15 protein-coding genes are annotated in these 19084 nt (G+C 65.8%); 8 read left to right on the top strand and 7 right to left on the bottom strand.

What is annotated here, in order from left to right; genetic code table 11:
- Positions 1 to 115: 115 nt before the first annotated feature.
- The 3 genes from O0879_RS22195 to O0879_RS22185 are packed head-to-tail and all read right to left on the bottom strand — an operon-like array spanning position 116 to position 3431.
- Positions 116 to 1483, bottom strand: a complete 1368-nt coding sequence (locus tag O0879_RS22195) for a sigma 54-interacting transcriptional regulator (RefSeq protein ID WP_289918802.1) — start codon at positions 1481 to 1483, stop codon at positions 116 to 118.
- A complete protein-coding gene (locus O0879_RS22190) occupies positions 1480 to 2022 on the bottom strand; it encodes a hypothetical protein (protein WP_251349649.1) in 543 nt (180 codons plus the stop codon). The genes O0879_RS22195 and O0879_RS22190 overlap by 4 nt, the downstream gene beginning before the upstream one ends.
- Positions 2019 to 3431 (bottom strand): ATP-binding protein, encoded by a 1413-nt coding sequence (locus O0879_RS22185; RefSeq protein ID WP_289918800.1) that lies wholly within the window; start codon positions 3429 to 3431, stop codon positions 2019 to 2021. The genes O0879_RS22190 and O0879_RS22185 overlap by 4 nt, the downstream gene beginning before the upstream one ends.
- A gap of 283 nt (positions 3432 to 3714) precedes the next feature.
- Here O0879_RS22185 and O0879_RS22180 point away from each other — a divergent pair, with 283 nt between their 5' ends.
- A complete protein-coding gene (locus O0879_RS22180) occupies positions 3715 to 6585 on the top strand; it encodes an insulinase family protein (protein ID WP_289918798.1) in 2871 nt (956 codons plus the stop codon).
- 148 nt (positions 6586 to 6733) lie between these two features.
- On the opposite strand, the gene O0879_RS22175 is transcribed toward O0879_RS22180, so the two are convergent.
- Together O0879_RS22175 and O0879_RS22170 are read right to left on the bottom strand one after the other, a co-directional pair.
- Positions 6734 to 7144: a VOC family protein gene (locus tag O0879_RS22175; RefSeq protein ID WP_289906042.1), complete on the bottom strand. Its 411-nt coding sequence runs from the start codon at positions 7142 to 7144 to the stop codon at positions 6734 to 6736.
- Between the two features lie 55 nt (positions 7145 to 7199).
- Positions 7200 to 8096, bottom strand: coding sequence for an AraC family transcriptional regulator (locus O0879_RS22170; RefSeq protein WP_289918797.1), 897 nt, complete (start codon positions 8094 to 8096; stop codon positions 7200 to 7202).
- A 130-nt stretch (positions 8097 to 8226) separates the two neighbouring features.
- Between O0879_RS22170 and O0879_RS22165 the strand changes: the two genes are divergently transcribed.
- Positions 8227 to 9258, top strand: a complete 1032-nt coding sequence (locus tag O0879_RS22165) for a class I SAM-dependent methyltransferase (RefSeq protein WP_289918795.1) — start codon at positions 8227 to 8229, stop codon at positions 9256 to 9258.
- Positions 9259 to 9261: 3 nt separating this feature from the next.
- Here O0879_RS22165 and O0879_RS22160 read toward each other — a convergent pair whose 3' ends face one another.
- On the bottom strand, positions 9262 to 10170 hold the full coding sequence (locus tag O0879_RS22160) for a LysR substrate-binding domain-containing protein (protein ID WP_289918794.1): 909 nt from the start codon (positions 10168 to 10170) through the stop codon (positions 9262 to 9264).
- A gap of 112 nt (positions 10171 to 10282) precedes the next feature.
- Between O0879_RS22160 and O0879_RS22155 the strand changes: the two genes are divergently transcribed.
- Positions 10283 to 11560, top strand: a complete 1278-nt coding sequence (locus O0879_RS22155) for an MFS transporter (protein ID WP_289918793.1) — start codon at positions 10283 to 10285, stop codon at positions 11558 to 11560.
- On the opposite strand, the gene O0879_RS22150 is transcribed toward O0879_RS22155, so the two are convergent.
- The gene (locus O0879_RS22150) at positions 11557 to 12216 is read right to left on the bottom strand and encodes a MarR family transcriptional regulator (RefSeq protein ID WP_289918792.1); all 660 of its coding nucleotides are present in this window, start codon (positions 12214 to 12216) and stop codon (positions 11557 to 11559) included. The two genes, O0879_RS22155 and O0879_RS22150, sit on opposite strands and share 4 nt — an antisense overlap.
- A 125-nt stretch (positions 12217 to 12341) precedes the next feature.
- Here O0879_RS22150 and O0879_RS22145 point away from each other — a divergent pair, with 125 nt between their 5' ends.
- From O0879_RS22145 to O0879_RS22125, 5 genes are read left to right on the top strand one after another with little or no spacing between them, the layout of a single operon-like run.
- Positions 12342 to 12824 (top strand): DUF2165 family protein, encoded by a 483-nt coding sequence (locus tag O0879_RS22145; RefSeq protein WP_289918791.1) that lies wholly within the window; start codon positions 12342 to 12344, stop codon positions 12822 to 12824.
- A 58-nt stretch (positions 12825 to 12882) separates the two neighbouring features.
- Positions 12883 to 13983 carry an efflux RND transporter periplasmic adaptor subunit gene (locus tag O0879_RS22140; RefSeq protein WP_289918790.1) on the top strand — a complete coding sequence of 367 codons (1101 nt, stop codon included), beginning with the start codon at positions 12883 to 12885 and terminating at the stop codon, positions 13981 to 13983.
- A 15-nt stretch (positions 13984 to 13998) separates the two neighbouring features.
- Positions 13999 to 17097: a MexW/MexI family multidrug efflux RND transporter permease subunit gene (locus O0879_RS22135; protein WP_289918789.1), complete on the top strand. Its 3099-nt coding sequence runs from the start codon at positions 13999 to 14001 to the stop codon at positions 17095 to 17097.
- Positions 17094 to 18482, top strand: a complete 1389-nt coding sequence (locus O0879_RS22130) for a TolC family protein (RefSeq protein ID WP_289918788.1) — start codon at positions 17094 to 17096, stop codon at positions 18480 to 18482. Before O0879_RS22135 ends, O0879_RS22130 begins: the two co-directional genes overlap by 4 nt.
- A 25-nt stretch (positions 18483 to 18507) precedes the next feature.
- Positions 18508 to 19083, top strand: coding sequence for a DUF1349 domain-containing protein (locus O0879_RS22125; RefSeq protein ID WP_289918787.1), 576 nt, complete (start codon positions 18508 to 18510; stop codon positions 19081 to 19083).
- Position 19084 lies beyond the last annotated feature (1 nt).

Raw genomic sequence — 19084 nt, 5'->3', positions numbered from 1 at the left:
TCGCGGCGTTTCGGGCCGAAAATCCGGGTTTTTTGTCGCCTGACAGCGACAGCCTGTGGCAACAATATCAATGTTTTACAATAAGTCGTTGATTATTAATACTTTATTTTTGTCGCTATTCAGCGACAGGGTCGCCTTCGCCCCGGAACAGGGCCGGCGTCAGCTCGTATTTCTGCAATAAACGGTAGAACTCCGTGCGGTTGCGGTCGGCCAGGCGGGCCGCGTCGGCCACGTTGCCATCCGTCAGACGCAACAGCTGGATCAGGTAGTCGCGCTCGAAGCGCTGCTTCGCTTCGTTATAGCTGAGCGCTTCCAGCGATGGCACGCGCAGCGCGCGCTGCACCAGGCTCAAGGGCACCAGCGGCGCCGTGGCCAGCGCGCACACTTGCTCGACGACATTGACCAGCTGGCGCACATTGCCGGGCCATGGCGCCGCCACCAGGGCCGTCAAGGCGTCGGGTGCGAAGCCGTTCAGGGGTTTCTCATACTTGGCCGCCAGCTTCTGCAGGAAATGGTTCGCCAGCAAGGCGATGTCTTCGCGGCGCTCGGCCAGCGGCGGCAGGGTCAAGGTCACGACGTTGAGCCGGTAATACAGGTCTTCGCGGAATTGCCCCTCGGTCATCGCCACGTCCAGGTCGCGGTGCGTGGCGGACAGGAGCCGCACGTCCACCGGACGCGTCTGGTCTGCACCCACGGGGCGCACGGCCCGCTCCTGCAGCACGCGCAACAGTTTCACCTGCAGCGGCAGCGGCATGTCGCCGATCTCGTCCAGGAACAGGGTGCCGCCATCGGCCGCCTGGAACAAGCCTTCGCGGTTGCCGACGGCGCCCGTAAACGAGCCTTTGACGTGACCGAACAGTTCCGATTCCAGCAGCTGCTCGGGAATGGCGCCGCAGTTGACGGCGATGAACGGCGCCTTGGCGCGGCGGCTGGCATTGTGCAGCGCGCGCGCCAGCAATTCCTTGCCCGTGCCGCTGGGGCCGCGGATCAGGATGCTGGCGTCGGATCCGGCCACCAGCTTGGCTTCGGCCAGCAGCTCGGCCATCTGCGCGCTGCGGCTGATCAGCTCGGCACGCCAGCTCTCGTCGCCGGACGCGGGCGTCGGCATGACGGTGGACAAGTTGATGGCATACGCCACTTTTTCCATCAGCAGCTTGCCATCGAACGGTTTCGTCAGGTAGGCAAACGCGCCGCGCGCCGTCGCGTCGACGGCGTCGGGAATGGTGCCGTGGGCTGTGAGCAAAATGACGGGCAGGGCCGCATGCTGGCGGCGGATTTCATCGAACAGGGCCAGGCCGTCGCGGCCCGGCAATTGCACGTCGGTAATAACCAGGGCGGGCAATTCCACGGCCAGGCGCGCCAGCGCCGCTTCCGCGCTGCCCACGGCCGTCACGCGATAGTTGCCCGCCTTCAAGCGGATGGTCAGCAGGCGCAACAGGTCGGGATCGTCGTCGACCAGCAAGATGTGGGCGTGCTCGCTCATTTCGGCGCTCCCGCGGCGGGGCGCACGGACAGGCTGCGCTCGATGTTTTTCAGCGCTTCGAGCTTTTCATTGAGCTGGTCGATGCGGCGCTGGGCGTCGCGCAGCTGCGTGTTGAGCTTGTCGATGCCCTCGTCCTGGCGGCGCAGTTCCGCATATTGGCTGCCCAGCAATTGCGCCAGCGGCGCCAGCAGTTGCGCATCCTTGCCCGTGGCCGTGGCCAGCGGTTCCAGCAAGGCTTGCGCGCGGGCCAGGTCGCCGGGACCGCGCAAGGCCGCCTGCAGCATGGCGCGGCGCAGCGTGTTGTGCGGCGCGTGATCGGCCTTCGCCAGGTCCAGCTGCGCCTTCACCAGTTCCGACGGCGTCATCAGGCGCAAGGCGCCCTGATACGCCAGCAGTTCCGCCAGCTGGGGATCGGCTACCACCACCACGCGCGGCGGCGTCTGCACCAGAACGGGCGTCTGGGTGGGGGGCTTGGCGGCGCAAGCGCCCAACAGCAGCGCGCAGGCGGCCATGCCGGCCAGGGGAATTCTCGTCATCATAAGGGCAGTTCTATCCGAAAATGCGCGCCGGCGGAGCGCGGTAAAAGAGTGACGCTGCCATCGTGGGCGGCGATATATTCGCGCACGATGGACAGGCCGATGCCATTGCCGTTGCGCGCGCCGGCCGCCTGGCGCACGCCCTGGTAAAACGGCTCGAAGATGCGCGCGGCATCCTCGGGCGCCACGCCGGCCCCCTCGTCGGTGCAATCGATGCACACACGGCCGCCTTCGCCAGACAGGGTGAAACGCACGGTGCCGCCTTCCGGGCTGAAGCGCACGGCATTCGACAGCAGGTTCGCCAGGGCCGTGGCCAGCTTGTCGCGGTCGGCCTGCACGATCAGCGACGCGCCCTGCACCTCGACCGTCAAACGGCGCGCCAGCCATTGCAGGCGCTGCCCGGCCACCACATCTTGCAGCAAGACCAGCAAGTCCACCTTGCTGCGCGCCAAATGCTGGGCGTCAAAAGCGGCGGTATTGTAGCGCAGCAAGTCTTCGATCTGGGTTTGCAGGGACGCCGTGTTTTGCTGCAGGATGCCGGCGATTTCGCGCTGGCCGTCGCTGAGCTTTCCCGCCACCTCGTCTTCCAGCAAAGCCACGCCTTCGCGCAGGGCCGCCAGCGGGGTTTTCAGCTCATGCGAGATGTGGCGCAGAAAACGTTCCTTGTCGGCATCGAGATCGGCCAGGCGCTGGCGCAGCCAGTCGAGCTGCTGGCCCAGGCGGCGCGTGTCGGCCGGGCCGCCGACGACGATGGGCTGGTCATAGCGCTTGTCGCCCAGGCGCTCGATGGCCGTCTCGATGCGGCGCAGCGGGCGCGACAACAGAAAGCCGAAGCAGGTGGCCAGCACGGCCGCCAGCAGCACGGCGCCGCCCACCAGCACGCCCAGCAGGCGGCGCTGGCGTTCCAGCTCGGCCAGCAGGGCGTCGTTGCGGCTGCCGATTTCCGTCTTGCTTTCGCGCGCCAGGCTGTCATTGATCTGCGTCATGCGGGCAAATGCGCGGTACACGACGGCGTGGCCATCGCGCTTGCGGCGCTTACCCGCTTGCAAGACTTCCCACGCCGCTTGCGCCTGCACCGTCCATTCATCGGCCAACTGCGGGGCGAACTCGGGCGTGGCCCGGTTCAGCACTTGCAGCGCCGCCGTCGCTTCGTCGCGGGCCGCCGCGTAGCGCTCGCGGAAGACGGGATCGTCGAGCACGAGGAATTGCCGTGCGCTGCGCTCCATGGCCAGCGTGCGCTCGGACAGGCGCTGCGACTGTTCCGTCAGGGCAATCGCCTGCGCCGCCGTCTCGCGCCCCAGCCGCGCCAGGTGTTCCAGGGTCAGCAGGGCTTGCACGGAGGTGGCCGTCAAAATGCCCGTCGTCAATATGAAGGCGGCAAATAGCAGTTGGCGAAAGGAAAGTCGGGACAAGGTGGGCGCCTTCGGTTCAGTCTGGAGTGCAAAAGGCGCATGGTACGCTAAGCGTTCATCGCGGGGCGCCACCTGTCAAAAAATAGCCTATCTGACAATGTTATTGCTTTTGCGATCGGCAAGCAAGCCACGGCGGCGGCGCGCAGATACTCCTAGTACAATAGGGAAAAACTCCATACAGGCATCAAAGTGGCCCCGGCCCTGGCATTACGCCACTTTGCCCCCACATGTGATGCAGCCCCACCGACACTCCGAATCACCTACCGCAGAGATCCCATACCGCATGAGCACATTTGAAAAAGTCAGCAGCAACTTCATTCCAGTCTTGCAGGCAACCATCGAGCAATATGTCGAGCCAGCAACGGGCATGCGCCATATCCACATGCATACCGAGCAGGCTGAGATGGTGTTCCTGGTGGCCTTTCCCACTGTGCCGGAAGTAAGCGACGGGCGCGCCCACATCCTCGAGCACCTGGCCTTGTGCGGCTCGGCCCGCTACCCCGTGCGCGACCCCTTCTTTTCGATGCTGCGCCGCTCGACGGCCACCTTCATGAATGCGATGACCTACCCGGACCGTACCGTGTACCCGTTCGCCAGCACCGACCGCAAGGATTTCTTCAACCTGCTCGACGTCTACCTGGACGCGGCCTTCTTCCCGAACCTCGATTACCTGAACTTCCGCCAGGAAGGCTGGCGCCACGCATTCGAAGGCGACAAGCTGGTGTACCAGGGCATCGTCTTCAATGAAATGAAGGGCGCCTTCAACAGCCCCATGCGCGCGCTCGACAGCGGCATCGCCAGCGCCTTACTCAAGGGCACGACGTATGAAGTGGAATCGGGCGGCGATCCGCTGGTGATCCCCGAGCTGACGCATGAAATGCTGAAAGAATTCCACGCCAGCCACTATCACCCTTCGCAAGCCGTGATCATGACCGCCGGCAATATCGAAGCGTCGGCCGTGCAAGAGCAGGTGGCCGAACGCGTGCTGTCCAAGCTCAGCGGCTTCAGCCCGCGCCGCCTGCCGCAACTGGCGCCCGCATGGACGGCGCCGCAGGAAAACGTGGTGAAAATTCCATCGCAGGAAGCGCGCGACGATGAATTCGGCCTGCAATTCGCCTGGCTGATGGGCGAGTCGAGCGATCCCATCGCCTACTACCACGCGCATTTGCTGTCGCACGGCTTGCTGGGCGAATCGTCGGCGCCCGTCATGCGCGCCATGGAATCGGCCGGCTATGGCCGCCCATCGGACATGAATGGCCGCGACGCGGGCATCCGCCAGATGGTGTTCCACATCGGCATGGAAGGCTTGACGCAGGAACAGATGGCCGACGCGCACCAGCGCATCTGGACGGCCCTGGAAGAGACGGCGCAAGAGGGCATTCCCGCCGCCGTGCTGCACGCGGCCTTGCGCGATATCAAATACAGCCAGCGCGAAATCAGCAGCGGCCGCATGCCTTACGGCCTGGGCCGCCTGCTGCACGCCTTGCCGCTGGCCATGTATGACGGCAACGTCATGGATGCCTTCGACAATGCGGACATCCTGGAAACCCTGGAACAGCAGATCGAAGACCCGGAATTCTTCAAGCAGCTGGTGCGCGAGCTGATCGCCAATCCAACCCGTCTGACCACGCACGTGGTGCCCGACAGCGCCTACTTCACGGACCGCGCCGCGCAGGAAGACGCCACGCTGGCGGCCCTGCAAGCGAAGCTGACGGACGCCGAGCGCGAGCACATCATCGCCGAGTCCGCCGCGCTGGAAGCGCATCAGCAACTGCCGTCGAATTCGGAAGTCTTGCCGCGCATCCGCCCCGGCGACGTCAGCGCGCTGCCGCGTCCGGCACTGCCGATTCCTGCCGCCGTCGACGGCGCCGTGGCGTTCAGCATTGCCTCGAATGGCATCAGCTATGCCAACGTGCTGTACGACGTGTCGGGCTTGCCGGAAGCGTCGTGGCCCTGGCTGCGCCTGTACACGGACCTGGCGCCGGAGCTGGGCGTGGGCGACATGTCGTTCGACGACGCCAGCGCCTGGCGCCAGAGCATGGTGCCATCGTTCCACATCGGCCTGGAAGCCATTCCCCGCCCGCAACAGGCGATGCGCGTGGAATTGTCGTTCTCGGCCAGCGGCTTGCGCGAAGAACACGCGGCGATCGCCGCCGTGCTGTCGGCCTGGATCGCCAAGCCCCGCTTCGATGAAGAAGAGCGCCTGGCTTTCCTGATCGAAAGCCTGGTGCAAGACAAATTGAGCAGCCTGTCCGAATCGGGCAACCGCTACGCCATGCTGGCCGCGGCGGCACCGCTGTCGCCCACGCGCCGCTTCGACGACATCGTCGGCGGCCCGGCGGCCTTGCCGTTCTACCGCCGTTTGCAGCAGCTGAGCAAGACTTCCGAGGGCTTGCAGGAAATCGCGCGCGAGCTCGACACCCTGCACGCGCACATCATCGCCCAGCAGCCAACCGTGCTGTGCGCCGGCCTGGAGCAGGATGGCATCACCCTGGCCCGCTTGCTGGAATTGCCGGCAGCCAGCACGGATGCCGCCGCAGCGACAGAAACGCCAGCGCCGGCAACCTTGCCGCTGGCCAACACGGCCCTGCATGCGACGAGCCAGATCAACCATTGCTTCGTGTCCTGGGCCGTGCCTGGCGTACACAATCCGGACGCGTCCGCCCTGGCCGTCGCCGCCGAACTGATGACCAACCAGGTGCTGCATACGGCCCTGCGCGAAAAAGGCGGCGCGTATGGCGGCAGCGCCAGCTATGCGGCCGGCGCCGGCACGTTTACCCTCAGTTCCTACCGCGATCCGCGCCTGGCCGGCACGTACGCCGACTTCGGCACGACCCTGGATCAAATCCTCGACGGCGATTTCTCGCAGGAACAAGTGGAAGAAGCCATCATCTGCGTCATCAAGGGCCTCGACAAGCCCCATTCGCCGTACGCGGAAGCGCTGACGGCGTGGAACATGCAGCAGCGCGGCACGACGGAAGCCGTGCGCCAGCAATTCCGCACCGGGGTATTGACCTGCACCCTGAGCCAGATCAAGGACGTCACGCGCACCTGGCTGAAAAACGGCCAGCAGAGCCGCGCCGCGTTTGCAGGCAACACGACGCAAGACCTGGCCGGCCTGGACGTGGTCGATCTGCTGGCGCTGGCCAGCTAAGGCGTGGGCTTAACAAGTGTTTTGACTTGGCTGTTGCAACGCCTGACAAAACCATAGCGAGCGGCAGTGATTTGTGGCCGAGAAGCGCAACCGTACTCTAGTACGGTGAGCATCGCCGGCCGCAAAGCGCGACGCGCAGCAGGTTTGGTCAGGCGTTTCCAGGTACGGCGTTCGGCTCCATGAACATCAACTCCCATTGATGTCCATCCAGGTCCTGGAAACTGTGGCCATACATGAAGCCGAAATCCATCGGCTCCTTGTAGATGCTGCCGCCCGCCTGGACGGCCTTCGCCACCAGCTCATCGACTTCGCCGCGGCTCTCCGCCGACAGGCACACGAGCACTTCCGTCGCCACCTTGGTATCGCACAGCTGCTTGGGCGTAAATTGCTTGAATTTATCGTGCGTCAACAGCATCACGAAAATGTCGTCGGCGACGATCATGCACGTTGCCGTTTCATCGGTGAAATGGGCATTGAAACTGAAGCCCAGCGCCGTGAAAAACGCCACGGAGCGTTCCAGCGACTGGACGGGCAGATTGACAAATATTTTGCGGGCCATCATGTCTCCTTCAGGTGAGATGAAAAATGCTGCCCGCCGATTCTACACCGGCTTTTTATGTGCCAGCGCGTCCCACGGTCTTCGGCGCGTAGCCGAAATAGCGGCTGAACGCAGCGCTGAAATTGGACGGATGGCGATAACCGGTTTGCCAGCCCGCCTGCGCCACCTGGCAACCATTTTCCAGCAGTAACTTTGCCCGCTGCATGCGCAGCGCCAGCAAGGTGCGCTGCGGACTGTCGTTGTAGCGGTAGCGCCATCCCTGCTTGAGCTTGAACAAGCTCAGGCCCGCTTGCGCGCACAGGTAATCGAGCGTCAGGTCTTGCGCCATCTGCTCCTGCATCAGCGCATGGACGCGCTCCAGCTTGATCATCTCGGCCTCGGACCAGCGCGGGATGGAAGCGGGCGCGGGCGCCGGCCGCAGCGCCCGCAACCGTTCCGCCAGGACACTGAGCACGCCGATATGCACGGCCAGCGGATCCGTCGCGCGCAGCAGCGCCCGCGCCTGCAAAGCGGACGCCGCCGTGGTGGCCGCATGCGCCAGCTGGCGCGCGCCACCGTGGGGCAGCAGGGATGCCAGGCCTTGCGGCCAGTAGCGCGCCAGCGCGTCTTCATCGACCAGCACGCGCAATTGCGCCGCCCGTTGATTCGCCTCGAAACGGCGCTCGCCGCTGACGTGCTGAAACGCCGTCACCGTCGTATGGCCGGCCCGGAAACGCAATTGTTCGCCATCACGCGTCGTGTAGCCGGACACGCCTTCCAGGCCGATGGTGATCACCATGCCGCCCGCATCGTCATGCTTCGATTGCTCGACGAGCGCAAGGCGCGGACGGTAATCGGAATGCACGAGCAGCAAGCCCTGGTCGACCTGGCGCTGGTCCGCGCGGCACTCGCCCATCCCGGGGTCCAGTTGGCGCCGCGTCCAGCCTGCCGCTTCCCTGTCCTGTTCCCTCATCGCTCCCCCTGTTTTTCCGCGCGCCGTCGCGCATACGAAATGCGCCGTGTCGCATACAAATGCAAATGATAATTATTCTCATTGTTGCATAAAATAGGTGCTCTTGCCCACCTCACCGAAAGGAAGCACCATGCCATTCACCACACAACACGCCTTGCAACCGTATTGGGACCTGGCCGTCGCGCCCGTCCAGGCCGATGGACTGGCCGCCGCCCTGGAATTGGGCATTTTCGAATTGCTGGCCACGCCGCACACGCCGACGCAACTGGCCGACGCCCTGTCGCTGCACGCGCCGCATACGGCGCTGCTGCTGGAATTACTGTGGAGCATGCAGGTGCTGGAACGCGATGCGGCCGATGCTGATGCGCAGCGCTACCGCTGCACGGCCGCCACCTTGCAGTATTTCTGCCGCGACTCCGAGGCCTTTTGCGGCGACGCCTGGCTGTACCGGCTGCATGCGCTGCGCCATTTCGCCACCCAGCTGAGTACGCTGGTGCGCGAGGGCGGCAAGGCCGCGCCCTACAGCACGGCAAGTGGCATCAACTGGGCCATTGCCGCGCAGCAGCAGATTGGCCAGGAACAACGCGCCGTCACCATGCGCGCAGCCCTGTCCGTGATGCAGCGCATCGCCCCGTTTGCAGACGGCCACACGCCGCTGCGCCTGCTCGACCTGGGCGGCGGACCGGGCTGGGTTGCCATTGCGCTGGCGCAAGCCCATGCAGGCTTGCACGGCGGCGTCTTCGACTGGCCGGAAACGGTGGCCGTGGCAGCCGCGAACATCGCCCATGCGCAACTGTCTGACCGCCTGGAGACTGTGGGCGGCGACCTGGCCAGCGACGATATCGGCAGCGGCTACGACCTCATCTGGTGCTCGTCCGTGCTGCATTTCGTGCCCGACATGGCGGCGGCCTTGCGCAAGATCCATGCGGCGTTGACACCCGGTGGCGTCTTCGTTTGCGTGCAGGCGGAAATCGCCCCGGCAGCCGGCGACGCGGCGCGCGTGCTGCCGTATTACTTGCCGATGCGCATGCTGGGCCGCACGGTAACCCAGCAGGGAGAATTGGCGCAGCTGCTGCGCGACACGGGTTGGCGGCAAGTGGAACAATACAGCGCCAGCGATTTCCCCATGGCGCCCGTGCAGGTACTGATTGCACGCACTTGAATTTCAGGCGTTTTCAATCGCCCCATTCTGCAGCGATTCGATGATCAGGCCAGCCAGCCGCTCGACGGGCGGCCTGGACACGCTGGAGGCGCGCAGCAGTTCCAGCGACAGCGGGGGCAGGGCGGGCAAGCCCGCCGCCACGTGATCGAGCGCGCAGACGGAAGACGGCAAGCCCAGGCTGGTGCGCACCGTCACGCCCAGCCCGGCCGCGGCCGCCGCCCACAGTCCCGCCAGACTGGGACTGGTAAACGCCGTGCGCCAGGCGATGCCGGCATGGTCCAGCGCCTGCGTGGCGCAGCGCTGGAACAGGCAGTCGCGGTCGAAGGTAATGAGCGGCAAGGGCTCGCCCGATTCGGGCTGCCAGGCCAGGCTGGATGAGGCGATCCAGCGCATGGCCGGCTCGGCAATATGCTGGCGCTGCGGCAGCGGATACTCGGCCACGTCGGCGATGCAGGCGCCGCCCCACAGCAGAGCCAGGTCCAGCTGGCCCATGGCCAGCCCTTGCATCAGGGCCGTGTTGCGCGCCACGTGCGCCTCGATGCGCACTTTCGGATGCGCGCGGGCAAAGCGCCCCAGCACGTCGGGCAGCAAGGCTTCACCGAAATCCTCCTGCAATCCGAGCCGTATCCAGCCTTCCAGTTCCGCGCCGCGCAAGGCGACGGCCGCCTCGTCGTTCAGTTCCAGCAGGCGGCGTGCATAGCCGAGCAGCACTTCACCGGCCGGCGTCAGCGCCAGGCCCCGGCCATCCTTGCGGAACAGGGGCATGCCCGCCTGCTCCTCGAGTTTTTTCAGCTGCGCGCTGACGGCCGAGGTGGAGCGGCCCACCTTGTCGGCCGCGCGGGCAAAGCTGCCCAGTTCGATGCCAGCCACATAGCTGCGCAAGAAGGCGATGTCAAAATTCAGCAAGCTCATGGCGCAAATACAATCGTCCTGTTTTATGGGATGGTGACTGGTAAATTATCTGATATTCAGAACGATCGTACTGCGCAACACTGTCAGGGTCAACCACTTTCCCCTCCCTGCCATGACCACCAGCTGCCCAGCCGTTCCCGTTCCTGTCCCCGCCACCGCGCCCGCGCTGGGCGATGCCCACCGCTGGAAAGTGCTGGCCGTCGGCGTGGCGGCCAATGCCAGCTTTTCCGCTGCCGCCAACGGCATGCCCACGACGGCCATCTGGCTGCGCAGCGGCTATCACCTGAGCAATACGCAACTGGGGGTGGCGCTGGGCGCCATGGGCCTGGGCGTGGCCCTGACAGAATTGCCATGGGGCATGGCCACCGACCGCTGGGGCGACCGGCCCGTGCTGCTGACGGGCTTGCTGGGCACCATGCTGGCCTTATTGACCCTGCTGCTGTGGATCACACCGGCTGACGGGTCTGTGCCGCCGTTATGGGCGCTGGCGGCCGGGCTGGCCCTGGTCGGCGTGCTGGGCGGCAGCGTGAATGGCGCCAGCGGGCGCGCCGTGATGCGCTGGTTCGGCGCGGGCGAACGGGGCTTCGCCATGAGCATCCGCCAGACGGCCGTGCCGCTCGGCGGCGGCCTCGGCGCCCTCGTCCTGCCCAGCCTGGCGTCACGTTACGGCTTCATGCCCGTGTTTGGCGCCCTGGCCCTCGTATGCGGCCTGTCGGCGTTTTTTACGTGGCGATGGATGCATGAGCCCGATTTCTCTGCCGAGGCCGCCACGGGGCCGCAAAACGCGTCCACGGGCCTGATGGGGGTCAAGCCGCCTCCGCCGCTGCAAGGTCCACTCAAAAACCGCAAAGTCTGGCGCATGGTGGCCGCCATCGGCTTGCTGTGCGTGCCCCAGTTTGCCGTGCTCAGCTACGCCACCGTGTTTCTGCACGACCATGGCCACCTGGGCCTGGCCGCCATCACGGCCGTGATGGTGGCCCTGCAGGCGGGCGCCATGGTGATGCGCATCTGGAGCGGACGCCACACGGACCGCCACGCGAACCGGCCCGCCTATCTGCGCGGCTCGGCCCTGGTGGCGCTGGCGTCGTTCATTGTGCTGGGATGCATCGCCTGGCTGCAGGCGCCGGGCTGGCTGCTGATGGCCGCCGTGGTGGCCGCCGGCATCGCCGTGTCCGCCTGGCATGGCGTGGCCTACACGGAACTGGCGACGGAAGCGGGCGGCGCCAACGCTGGCACGGCCCTGGGCATGGCGAACACGGCCGTCTACGCGGGCCTGTTCCTCACGCCGATCGCCATCCCGCACTTGCTGGCGGCCAGCAGCTGGCCCGTCGTGTGGTGGCTGGCGGGGCTGGTGGCGCTGGCTACCCGCCCCCTGTTTCCGAAAGACTAGGGCAACGTCCTGATCCGATAAACGCAGCGCATGGCATTGGCCAGCACATGCTGCTCGCGCACGATGCTGGCGCCTGGCCCCACCACTTCCTGGAACAGCTGCAATTCGGAGCGGCAAAAACCCTGGCAGGTGCGCGCGGCGGCGCAGATGGGGCAGTGGTCTTCGATCAGCAGCCAGTCGTCGCCATCCGCTTCCACGCGCGCCATATAACCCTCTTCATCGCGCACGGTGGCCAGTTGCTGCAGCCGCGTGGGCAAGTCCGGCGCCGAGCACGCCAGCGCATACGCGCTGCGGCTTTCCTCTTCGCGCTGGGTGATCAGTTTATCCAGCCCCGCCTCGCCGAACAGCTGGCGTACGGAACCGATCAGCTTGATCGTCAGCTGCGCATGCGTGTCGGGAAAGCGCGCATTGCCCGCCTCCGTCAAGACCCAGTTCTGGCGCGGCCGGCCGGCGCCCGCCTGCGCTTCCTGGCGCCCCTCGATGAGACCCGCCGCCACCAGCTTTTGCACTTGCTGGCGCGCCGCCTCGCCCGTCATGTCCAGGGTCTTGGCCAGGGTCGCCGTGGAGACGGGTCCCTTGGTCTTGATGAAATACAGGATGCGCTCCGTCGTTTGCGGCGCCTCTTGATTATCCAAACGTTTACTTGTGTAATTCATTTCACTCAACTATCATGGGGCCAGTTAACCAACTAATTGCTTGCATAATAGGCCGGTAGCTCCCCGCTGTCGAGGAGTTTCCACGTCCGCATGCCGGCAAGGTACTCTTTTGACAGGATTTTCCCATGCAACTGTCTCACTCGATCTGGCTGTTTCACGCCATCCTCGCCACCGGCCTGGCCCTCTGGCTCACCCTGGCCACCCTCAACAATCTGCACGCCTTCCACGGCGCCGTCTGGGCCATCGGCAACACCATGCGCATGGACCCGCTGCGCCAGGACCCGACCATCCAGACGCCGCTGCTGCGCCGCGCGCTCACGTCCCTGGTCTTGCACCGCCTGAGCCTGTTGACGGTGCTGGCGCTGCAACTGCTGGCCGCCATCGCCGCCTGGACGGGCGTGGCGCTGTTGCTCGGCGCTTCCCTGACGCAAGCGCTGCCCTGGCTGAACCTGGCCCTGTGCGCCATGGCCGCCTTCCTGCTGCTGATGCACCTGGGCGGCCTGTGGTTCGGTTACTGGATCGCCCAGGAAAGCTTGCAGACGACGCACCTGGTGCTGCTGCTGTGGACCCTGGGTTTGTTCTTCCTCTTCAACGCGCAGCGGACCTGACCAGCCTCCGCTGCGCCTCTTCCTCTTTCTCCCTTTCAATGCAGTAAAGGACTTCATCATGAATACGAAACTCGTCGGCGCTTCCGCGCTGGCCATCGCCCTGGCCGTCGCGGGCGCCGCGCTGTATCCGCGCGCCAACTCGCATGCGGCCGATGCCGCCGCCTACCCCGCCACCAAGGTGGCGCTGGTCCCCGTCGTGCTGGGCACGCAGGAACGCTTTTTTGCGGGCGTGGGCGAACTGGAAGCGGCGCGCCAGGTGCAGGTGGCGGCCGAAACGGGCGGGCGCGTCACGCAGATCCGCTTCGAGTCGGGCCAGAGCGTGGCGGCCGGCGCCGTGCTGGTACAGCTCAATGACGCCCAGGAACAGGCAATGCTGCTGCGCCAGCGCGCACAGCTGAAAAACGCGGAAAGCAGCCATGCCCGCACGGTGCAGATGGTCAGGGAAAAGGCCGCCACGCAGGAGCAGCTCGATGCGGCGCTGGCCGCGCGCGACGCGGCCCTGGGCGACGTGCGCCAGACGGAAGCGCTGATCGCGCAAAAGACCATCCGCGCGCCATTCGCCGGGCAGCTGGGCATCCGCAAGGTGCACGCGGGCCAGTACCTGAACGCGGCCGACACGGTGGCCAGCCTGATCGACACGAAGGCCTTGCTGGTGAATTTCGCCCTCGATGAACAGAGCAGCGCGAATCTGGCGCCGGGACAGGCCGTGCAAGTGCTGGTGGACGCCTATCCGCATGAAATCTTCACGGCGAAGATCAACGCCATCGACCCGCTGGTCGCCCGCTCGCGCATGGTGCAGGTGCAGGCGGCGCTGAGCCATCCGCGCGGCGCCCTCAAGGCGGGCATGTACGCGAACGTGCGCGTGGCCCGCGAGGCTGGCCAGCAGCTGACGGTGCCGGAAACGGCCGTGACCTACAGCGCGTATGGCGATACGGTGTTTGTGGCGCAGCAGGAAGGAAAACAGCCGCTCACCGTCAAGCGCGTGGGCGTCAAACTGGGCGAGCGGGCCGGGGGCCGCGTGGCCATTCTCGACGGCTTGCGCGAAGGGCAGCGCGTGGTCGCCTCGGGCCAGCTGAAACTGGCCGACGGCATGGCCGTGCAGGCCGTCGCCAATACCCTGGACGAGGCGAAACGCGCCGCGCCCAAGGCCGGTTCTTGAGGAAAGGCCAGCACCATGAAATTTACCGATTTATTCGTGCGCCGCCCCGTGCTGGCGCTGGTGATCAGCACATTGATTCTGATGCTGGGCGTGATCGCCATCCTGCAGCTGCCGATCCGCCAATACCCGATGCTCGAATCGTCCACCATCACCGTCACGACCAACTATCCGGGCGCCTCGGCGGAACTGATGCAGGGTTTCGTGACGCAACCCATCGCGCAAGCCGTATCGTCGGTGGAAGGCATCGATTACCTGACGTCGTCGTCGGTGCAGGGCAGCAGCACCGTCACCGTGCGCATGGAATTGAACCGCGATTCCACGCAAGCGTTGACGGAAGTCATGGCCAAGGTCAACCAGGTGCGCTATAAATTACCGGAAGGCGCTTTCGACCCCGTCATCGAGCGCGCGGCCGGCGATTCCTCGGCCGTCGCGTACGTCGGCTTTGCCAGCGAAAGCGTGTCCGCGCCCGCGCTGACGGATTACCTGGCGCGCGTGGTGCAGCCGATGTTCGCCACCATCGACGGCGTGGCGAAAGTCGACGTGTATGGCGGCCAGCAGCTGGCCATGCGTTTGTGGATCGACCCGGCCAAGCTGGCGGCGCGCGGGCTGACGGCAGCCGACGTGGCCGACGCCGTGCGGCGCAATAACTACCAGGCGGCGCCCGGCAAAGTGAAGGGACAATTCGTCGTCGCGAACATCAGCGTCAACACGGACCTGACCAGCGTGGAACAGTTCCGCGACATGGTCGTCAAGAAGGGCGGCGATGAAAAGGACAGCGCCGCCCTGGTGCGTTTGAAGGACGTGGGCACCGTGGAACTAGGCGCGGCCGCCACGGAGACGAGCGGCATCATGGACGGCGTGCCGGCCGTGTATCTGGGCTTGTCGCCCACCCCCGGCGGCAACCCGCTGGTGATCGTCGACGGCATCAAGAAGCTGCTGCCGGAAATCCAGAAAACCCTGCCGCCGGGCGTAAAAGTCGAGCTGGCGTTCGAGACGGCGCGCTTCATCCAGTCGTCCATCGACGAGGTGGCGCACACCCTGCTCGAAGCGCTGCTCATCGTCGTCATCGTCATCTACCTGTGCATGGGTTCCCTGCGCTCCGTGCTGATTCCCGTCGTGACGATCCCGCTGTCGATGCTGGGCGCGGCGGCGCTGATGCTGGCCTTCGGCTTCAGCATCAATCTGCTCACCCTGCTGGCGATGGTGCTGGCCGTGGGCCTGGTGGTCGACGACGCCATCGTCGTGGTGGAAAACGTGCACCGGCATATCGAGGAAGGCAAGACGCCCGTGGCGGCCGCCCTGGTGGGCGCGCGCGAAGTGGCCGGCCCCGTCATCGCCATGACGATCACCCTGGCGGCCGTGTATGCACCGATCGGCATGATGGGGGGATTGACGGGCGCGCTGTTCAAGGAATTCGCGCTGACTTTGGCCGGCGCCGTGGTGGTGTCGGGCGTGGTGGCGCTGACCTTATCTCCCGTGATGAGCTCCCTGCTGCTGCAGCCGAAACAAGCGGAAGGGCGCATGGCGCGCGCCGCCGAGCATTTCTTCGAAGGCCTCACCAGCCGCTACGCGCGCCTGCTGGACCGTTCGCTGCACCACCGCTGGTGGAGTGCCGGTTTCGCCGCGCTGGTGATGGTCAGTCTGCCGTTTTTGTACCTGCTGCCGCAGCGCGAACTGGCGCCGGCGGAAGACCAGGCCAGCGTCTTGACGGCGATCAAGGCGCCGCAGCACGCCAACCTCGATTACGTGGAACGCTTTTCGTACAAGCTCGATGAGATCTACAAAAATATCCCCGAAACGGACTCGCGCTGGATCATCAATGGCGGCGAAGGCCCGGCATCGAGCATCGGCGGCATCAACCTGACGCCGTGGGCCGAACGTTCGCGCAATGCGGCCGTCATCCAGGCCGAATTGCAGCACGCCGTGGGCGACGTGGAAGGCACCAGCATCTTCGCCTTCCAGCTGGCGCCCTTGCCCGGATCGAGCGGCGGCTTGCCCGTGCAAATGGTGCTGCGCAGCGCGCAGGATTACGCCACCCTGTTCCGCACGATGGAAGACGTCAAGCAGCGCGCGCGCGACAGCGGCCTGTTTGCCGTCGTCGACAGCGACCTCGATTACAACAACCCCGTCGTCAAGGTGCGCGTGGACCGCTCCAAGGCGAACAGCCTGGGCATCCGCATGCAGGACATCGGCGAATCGCTGGCCGTGCTGGTGGGCGAAAATTATCTGAACCGCTTCGGCATGGATGGCCGCGCCTACGACGTCATCGCGCAAAGCCCGCGCGAACAACGCTTGACGGCGCAAGCCCTGACGCAGCAGTACGTGCGCGCCGACGATGGCAGCCTGCTGCCCCTGTCCGCCGTCGTCTCGGTGACGGAACAGATCGAGCCGAACATGCTGACCCAGTTCAACCAGCAAAATGCGGCCACCTTCCAGGGCGTGCCGGCGCCGGGCGTGACCCTGGGCGACGCCGTCGCCTTCCTCGACGGCGTGGCGAAAACCCTGCCGCCCGGCTTCAGCTACGACTGGCAATCGGACGCGCGCCAGTTCGCCACGGAAGGCAATGCGCTGCTGCTGGCCTTCCTGGCGGCCGTCGTCGTGATTTACCTGGTGCTGGCGGCGCAGTATGAAAGCCTGACGGACCCTTTGATCATCCTGATCACGGTGCCGCTGTCGATTTGCGGCGCGCTGATCCCGCTGGCGCTGGGCTACGCCACCGTCAACATCTACACGCAGATCGGCCTCGTGACCCTGATCGGCTTGATCAGCAAGCACGGGATTTTGATGGTGGAATTTGCCAACGAATTGCAGGTGCATGAACGGCTGGACCGCCTCAGCGCCATCCGCAAGGCGGCGCAAATCCGCTTGCGCCCGATCCTGATGACGACGGCGGCCATGGTGGTGGGCCTGGTGCCGCTGCTGTTCGCGTCCGGCGCCGGCGCCAACAGCCGTTTCGGCCTGGGCGTGGTGATCGTTTCGGGCATGTTGATCGGCACCTTCTTTACCCTGTTCGTGCTGCCCACCGTGTACACCTTTCTGGCCCGCCGCCACACGGCCGACCATGCCACGCCGCGCGCGCGCGATTTGTCGCACGCGCTGAAGGAATCCCCATGAAAAATTACCGCTATCTCGTCTCCCTTTTCCCCCTGCTGGCCGGCTGCGCCGTCAGCCCCGCCTACGTCACGCCGGGCACGCCCGCCATCGCCCTGGCCAGCCCGCAGCAGGCGCGGTTTGCGCCAGGTCAAACGGCTGCCAGCGAAGCCGCCTGGTGGACGTTTTTCGACGATGCGCGCCTGTCGCGGCTGATCGCCAGCGCGTTGACGCACAACCTCGATATCGCGCAGGCGCAAGCCAATCTGCTGGCCGCGCGCGCCACCTTCGACGAGCGCCGCCTCGACGAACTGCCCGCCGTCACGGGCCAGGCGGGGTGGCAGCGCAGCGTGCAGCAAGACACCCCCGATAGTCGCGCCGCCGGCACCAGCACGCGCGTGGGTTTCGATGCGCAGTGGGAGATCGACCTGTTCGGCCGCCTCGCGCATATCAGCCGCTCGGCGCAGGCGCGCGCCGACGCGGCGCAGGCCGATTTGCGGCAAGTGCAGCTGACGATCGCCGCCGAAGTGGCGCGCAATTATTACGAGGCGCTGGGCTACCAGCAAAACCTGGCGCTGACGCAGGCGCAAGTGCAAAGCTGGCGCGATACCATCGCCCTGATCGACGCGCGCATCCGCGCCGGCAGCGGCTTGCCGGAAGAGCGCCACAACGCGCTGGCCAACCTGGCGCGCAGCGAGGCGGCCTTGCCGCCGTTGCAGGCGGGCTTGCGCCAGGCACAGTACCGGCTCGATGTGCTGAGCGGCCAAGCGCCGGGCGCCATCGCGCTGGCGACAGCACCGCGGCAGCAGGCGCCGCTGGCGGGCCAGCTGCCGCTGGGCGACGTGAACCGCCTGATCAAGCAGCGTCCCGACGTGGTGCGCGCCGAGCGCCTGCTGGCCGCTTCCAGCGAAGACGTGGGGGCGGCAACAGCGGACCTGTATCCGCGCCTGAGCCTGGGCGGCTTTTTGGGCTTCTTTGCGCTGCGCGGCAGCGGCGTATTCGACGGCGGCGCGCGCGCCTTCGAAGTGGCGCCTTCCGTCAGCCATCCGGCCTTCCGCCTGGGCAGCGTCAAGGCGCGCTTGCGCGGCACGCAGGCCGAAGCGCAAGGCGCGCAGGCGCGCTATGCGCAAACGATGCTGTTGGCGCAGGAAGAGGTGGAAAACGCCGTTACGCAGCTGGCGGAAAACCAGACGCGATTGGCCTCGCTGCTGGAATCGGCGCGCCACGGCAACGCGGCCCTCGGCATCGCCAGCACGCGCTATGCGGGCGGTGCCGGCAGCTACCAGGCCGTGCTGGAAAACCAGCGCGCCTTGTACGATATCCGGCGCGAAGCGCTGCTGGCGGAAACGGCGTCCTACGTCGATGCGATTGCCCTGTACAAGGCGCTGGGATGGGGGCACACTATGTGATCTTTTTAGCTCGGAAAGGCACGCGATGTTCACGCAAGGCAGTTGGCTCAATCCACCGGAAAACTGGTCCGCCGACGGCGCGCAATTGCGCGTGACGACGGACACAAATACGGATTTCTGGCGCAAGACTCACTATGGATTTATCCGCGACAGTGGCCATTTTTTCGGCACGCAAATCGACGGCGATTTCACGGCGCAGCTGCACGTGGCGGCGCAGTACGCCGCGCTGTACGACCAGGCCGGCATGATGGTGCGCATCGACGAGCAAAACTGGATCAAGTGCGGCGTCGAATTTTCCGACGGCCAGCTCTTATTGAGCACGGTATTGACGCAGGACAAATCCGACTGGGCCGTCAGCAGCGCTCCCGCCATGCCGGACGGTTTCTGGCTGCGCGTGACGGTGGCGCAAGGCGCGATCCGCGTGCAGTATTCGACCGATGGCCAGCGCTGGCCGCTGCTGCGCCTGGCGCCATTTCCCGAGGCCGGCAGCTACCGCGTCGGCCCCATGTGCTGCACGCCGGAACGCGCTGGCCTGGAGGTGGTGTTTTCCCGGTTTTCCATCGGCCCGGCGCAGCAAAAAGACTTGCACGATTTGAGTTAGA

The organism is Janthinobacterium sp. SUN120 (assembly GCF_030397735.1).
In the GTDB taxonomy this organism is placed as follows: domain Bacteria; phylum Pseudomonadota; class Gammaproteobacteria; order Burkholderiales; family Burkholderiaceae_D; genus Janthinobacterium; species Janthinobacterium kumbetense.
The sequence above is the reverse complement of the archived record's forward strand: the minus strand, read 5'-3'. Positions and strand labels throughout refer to the sequence as shown.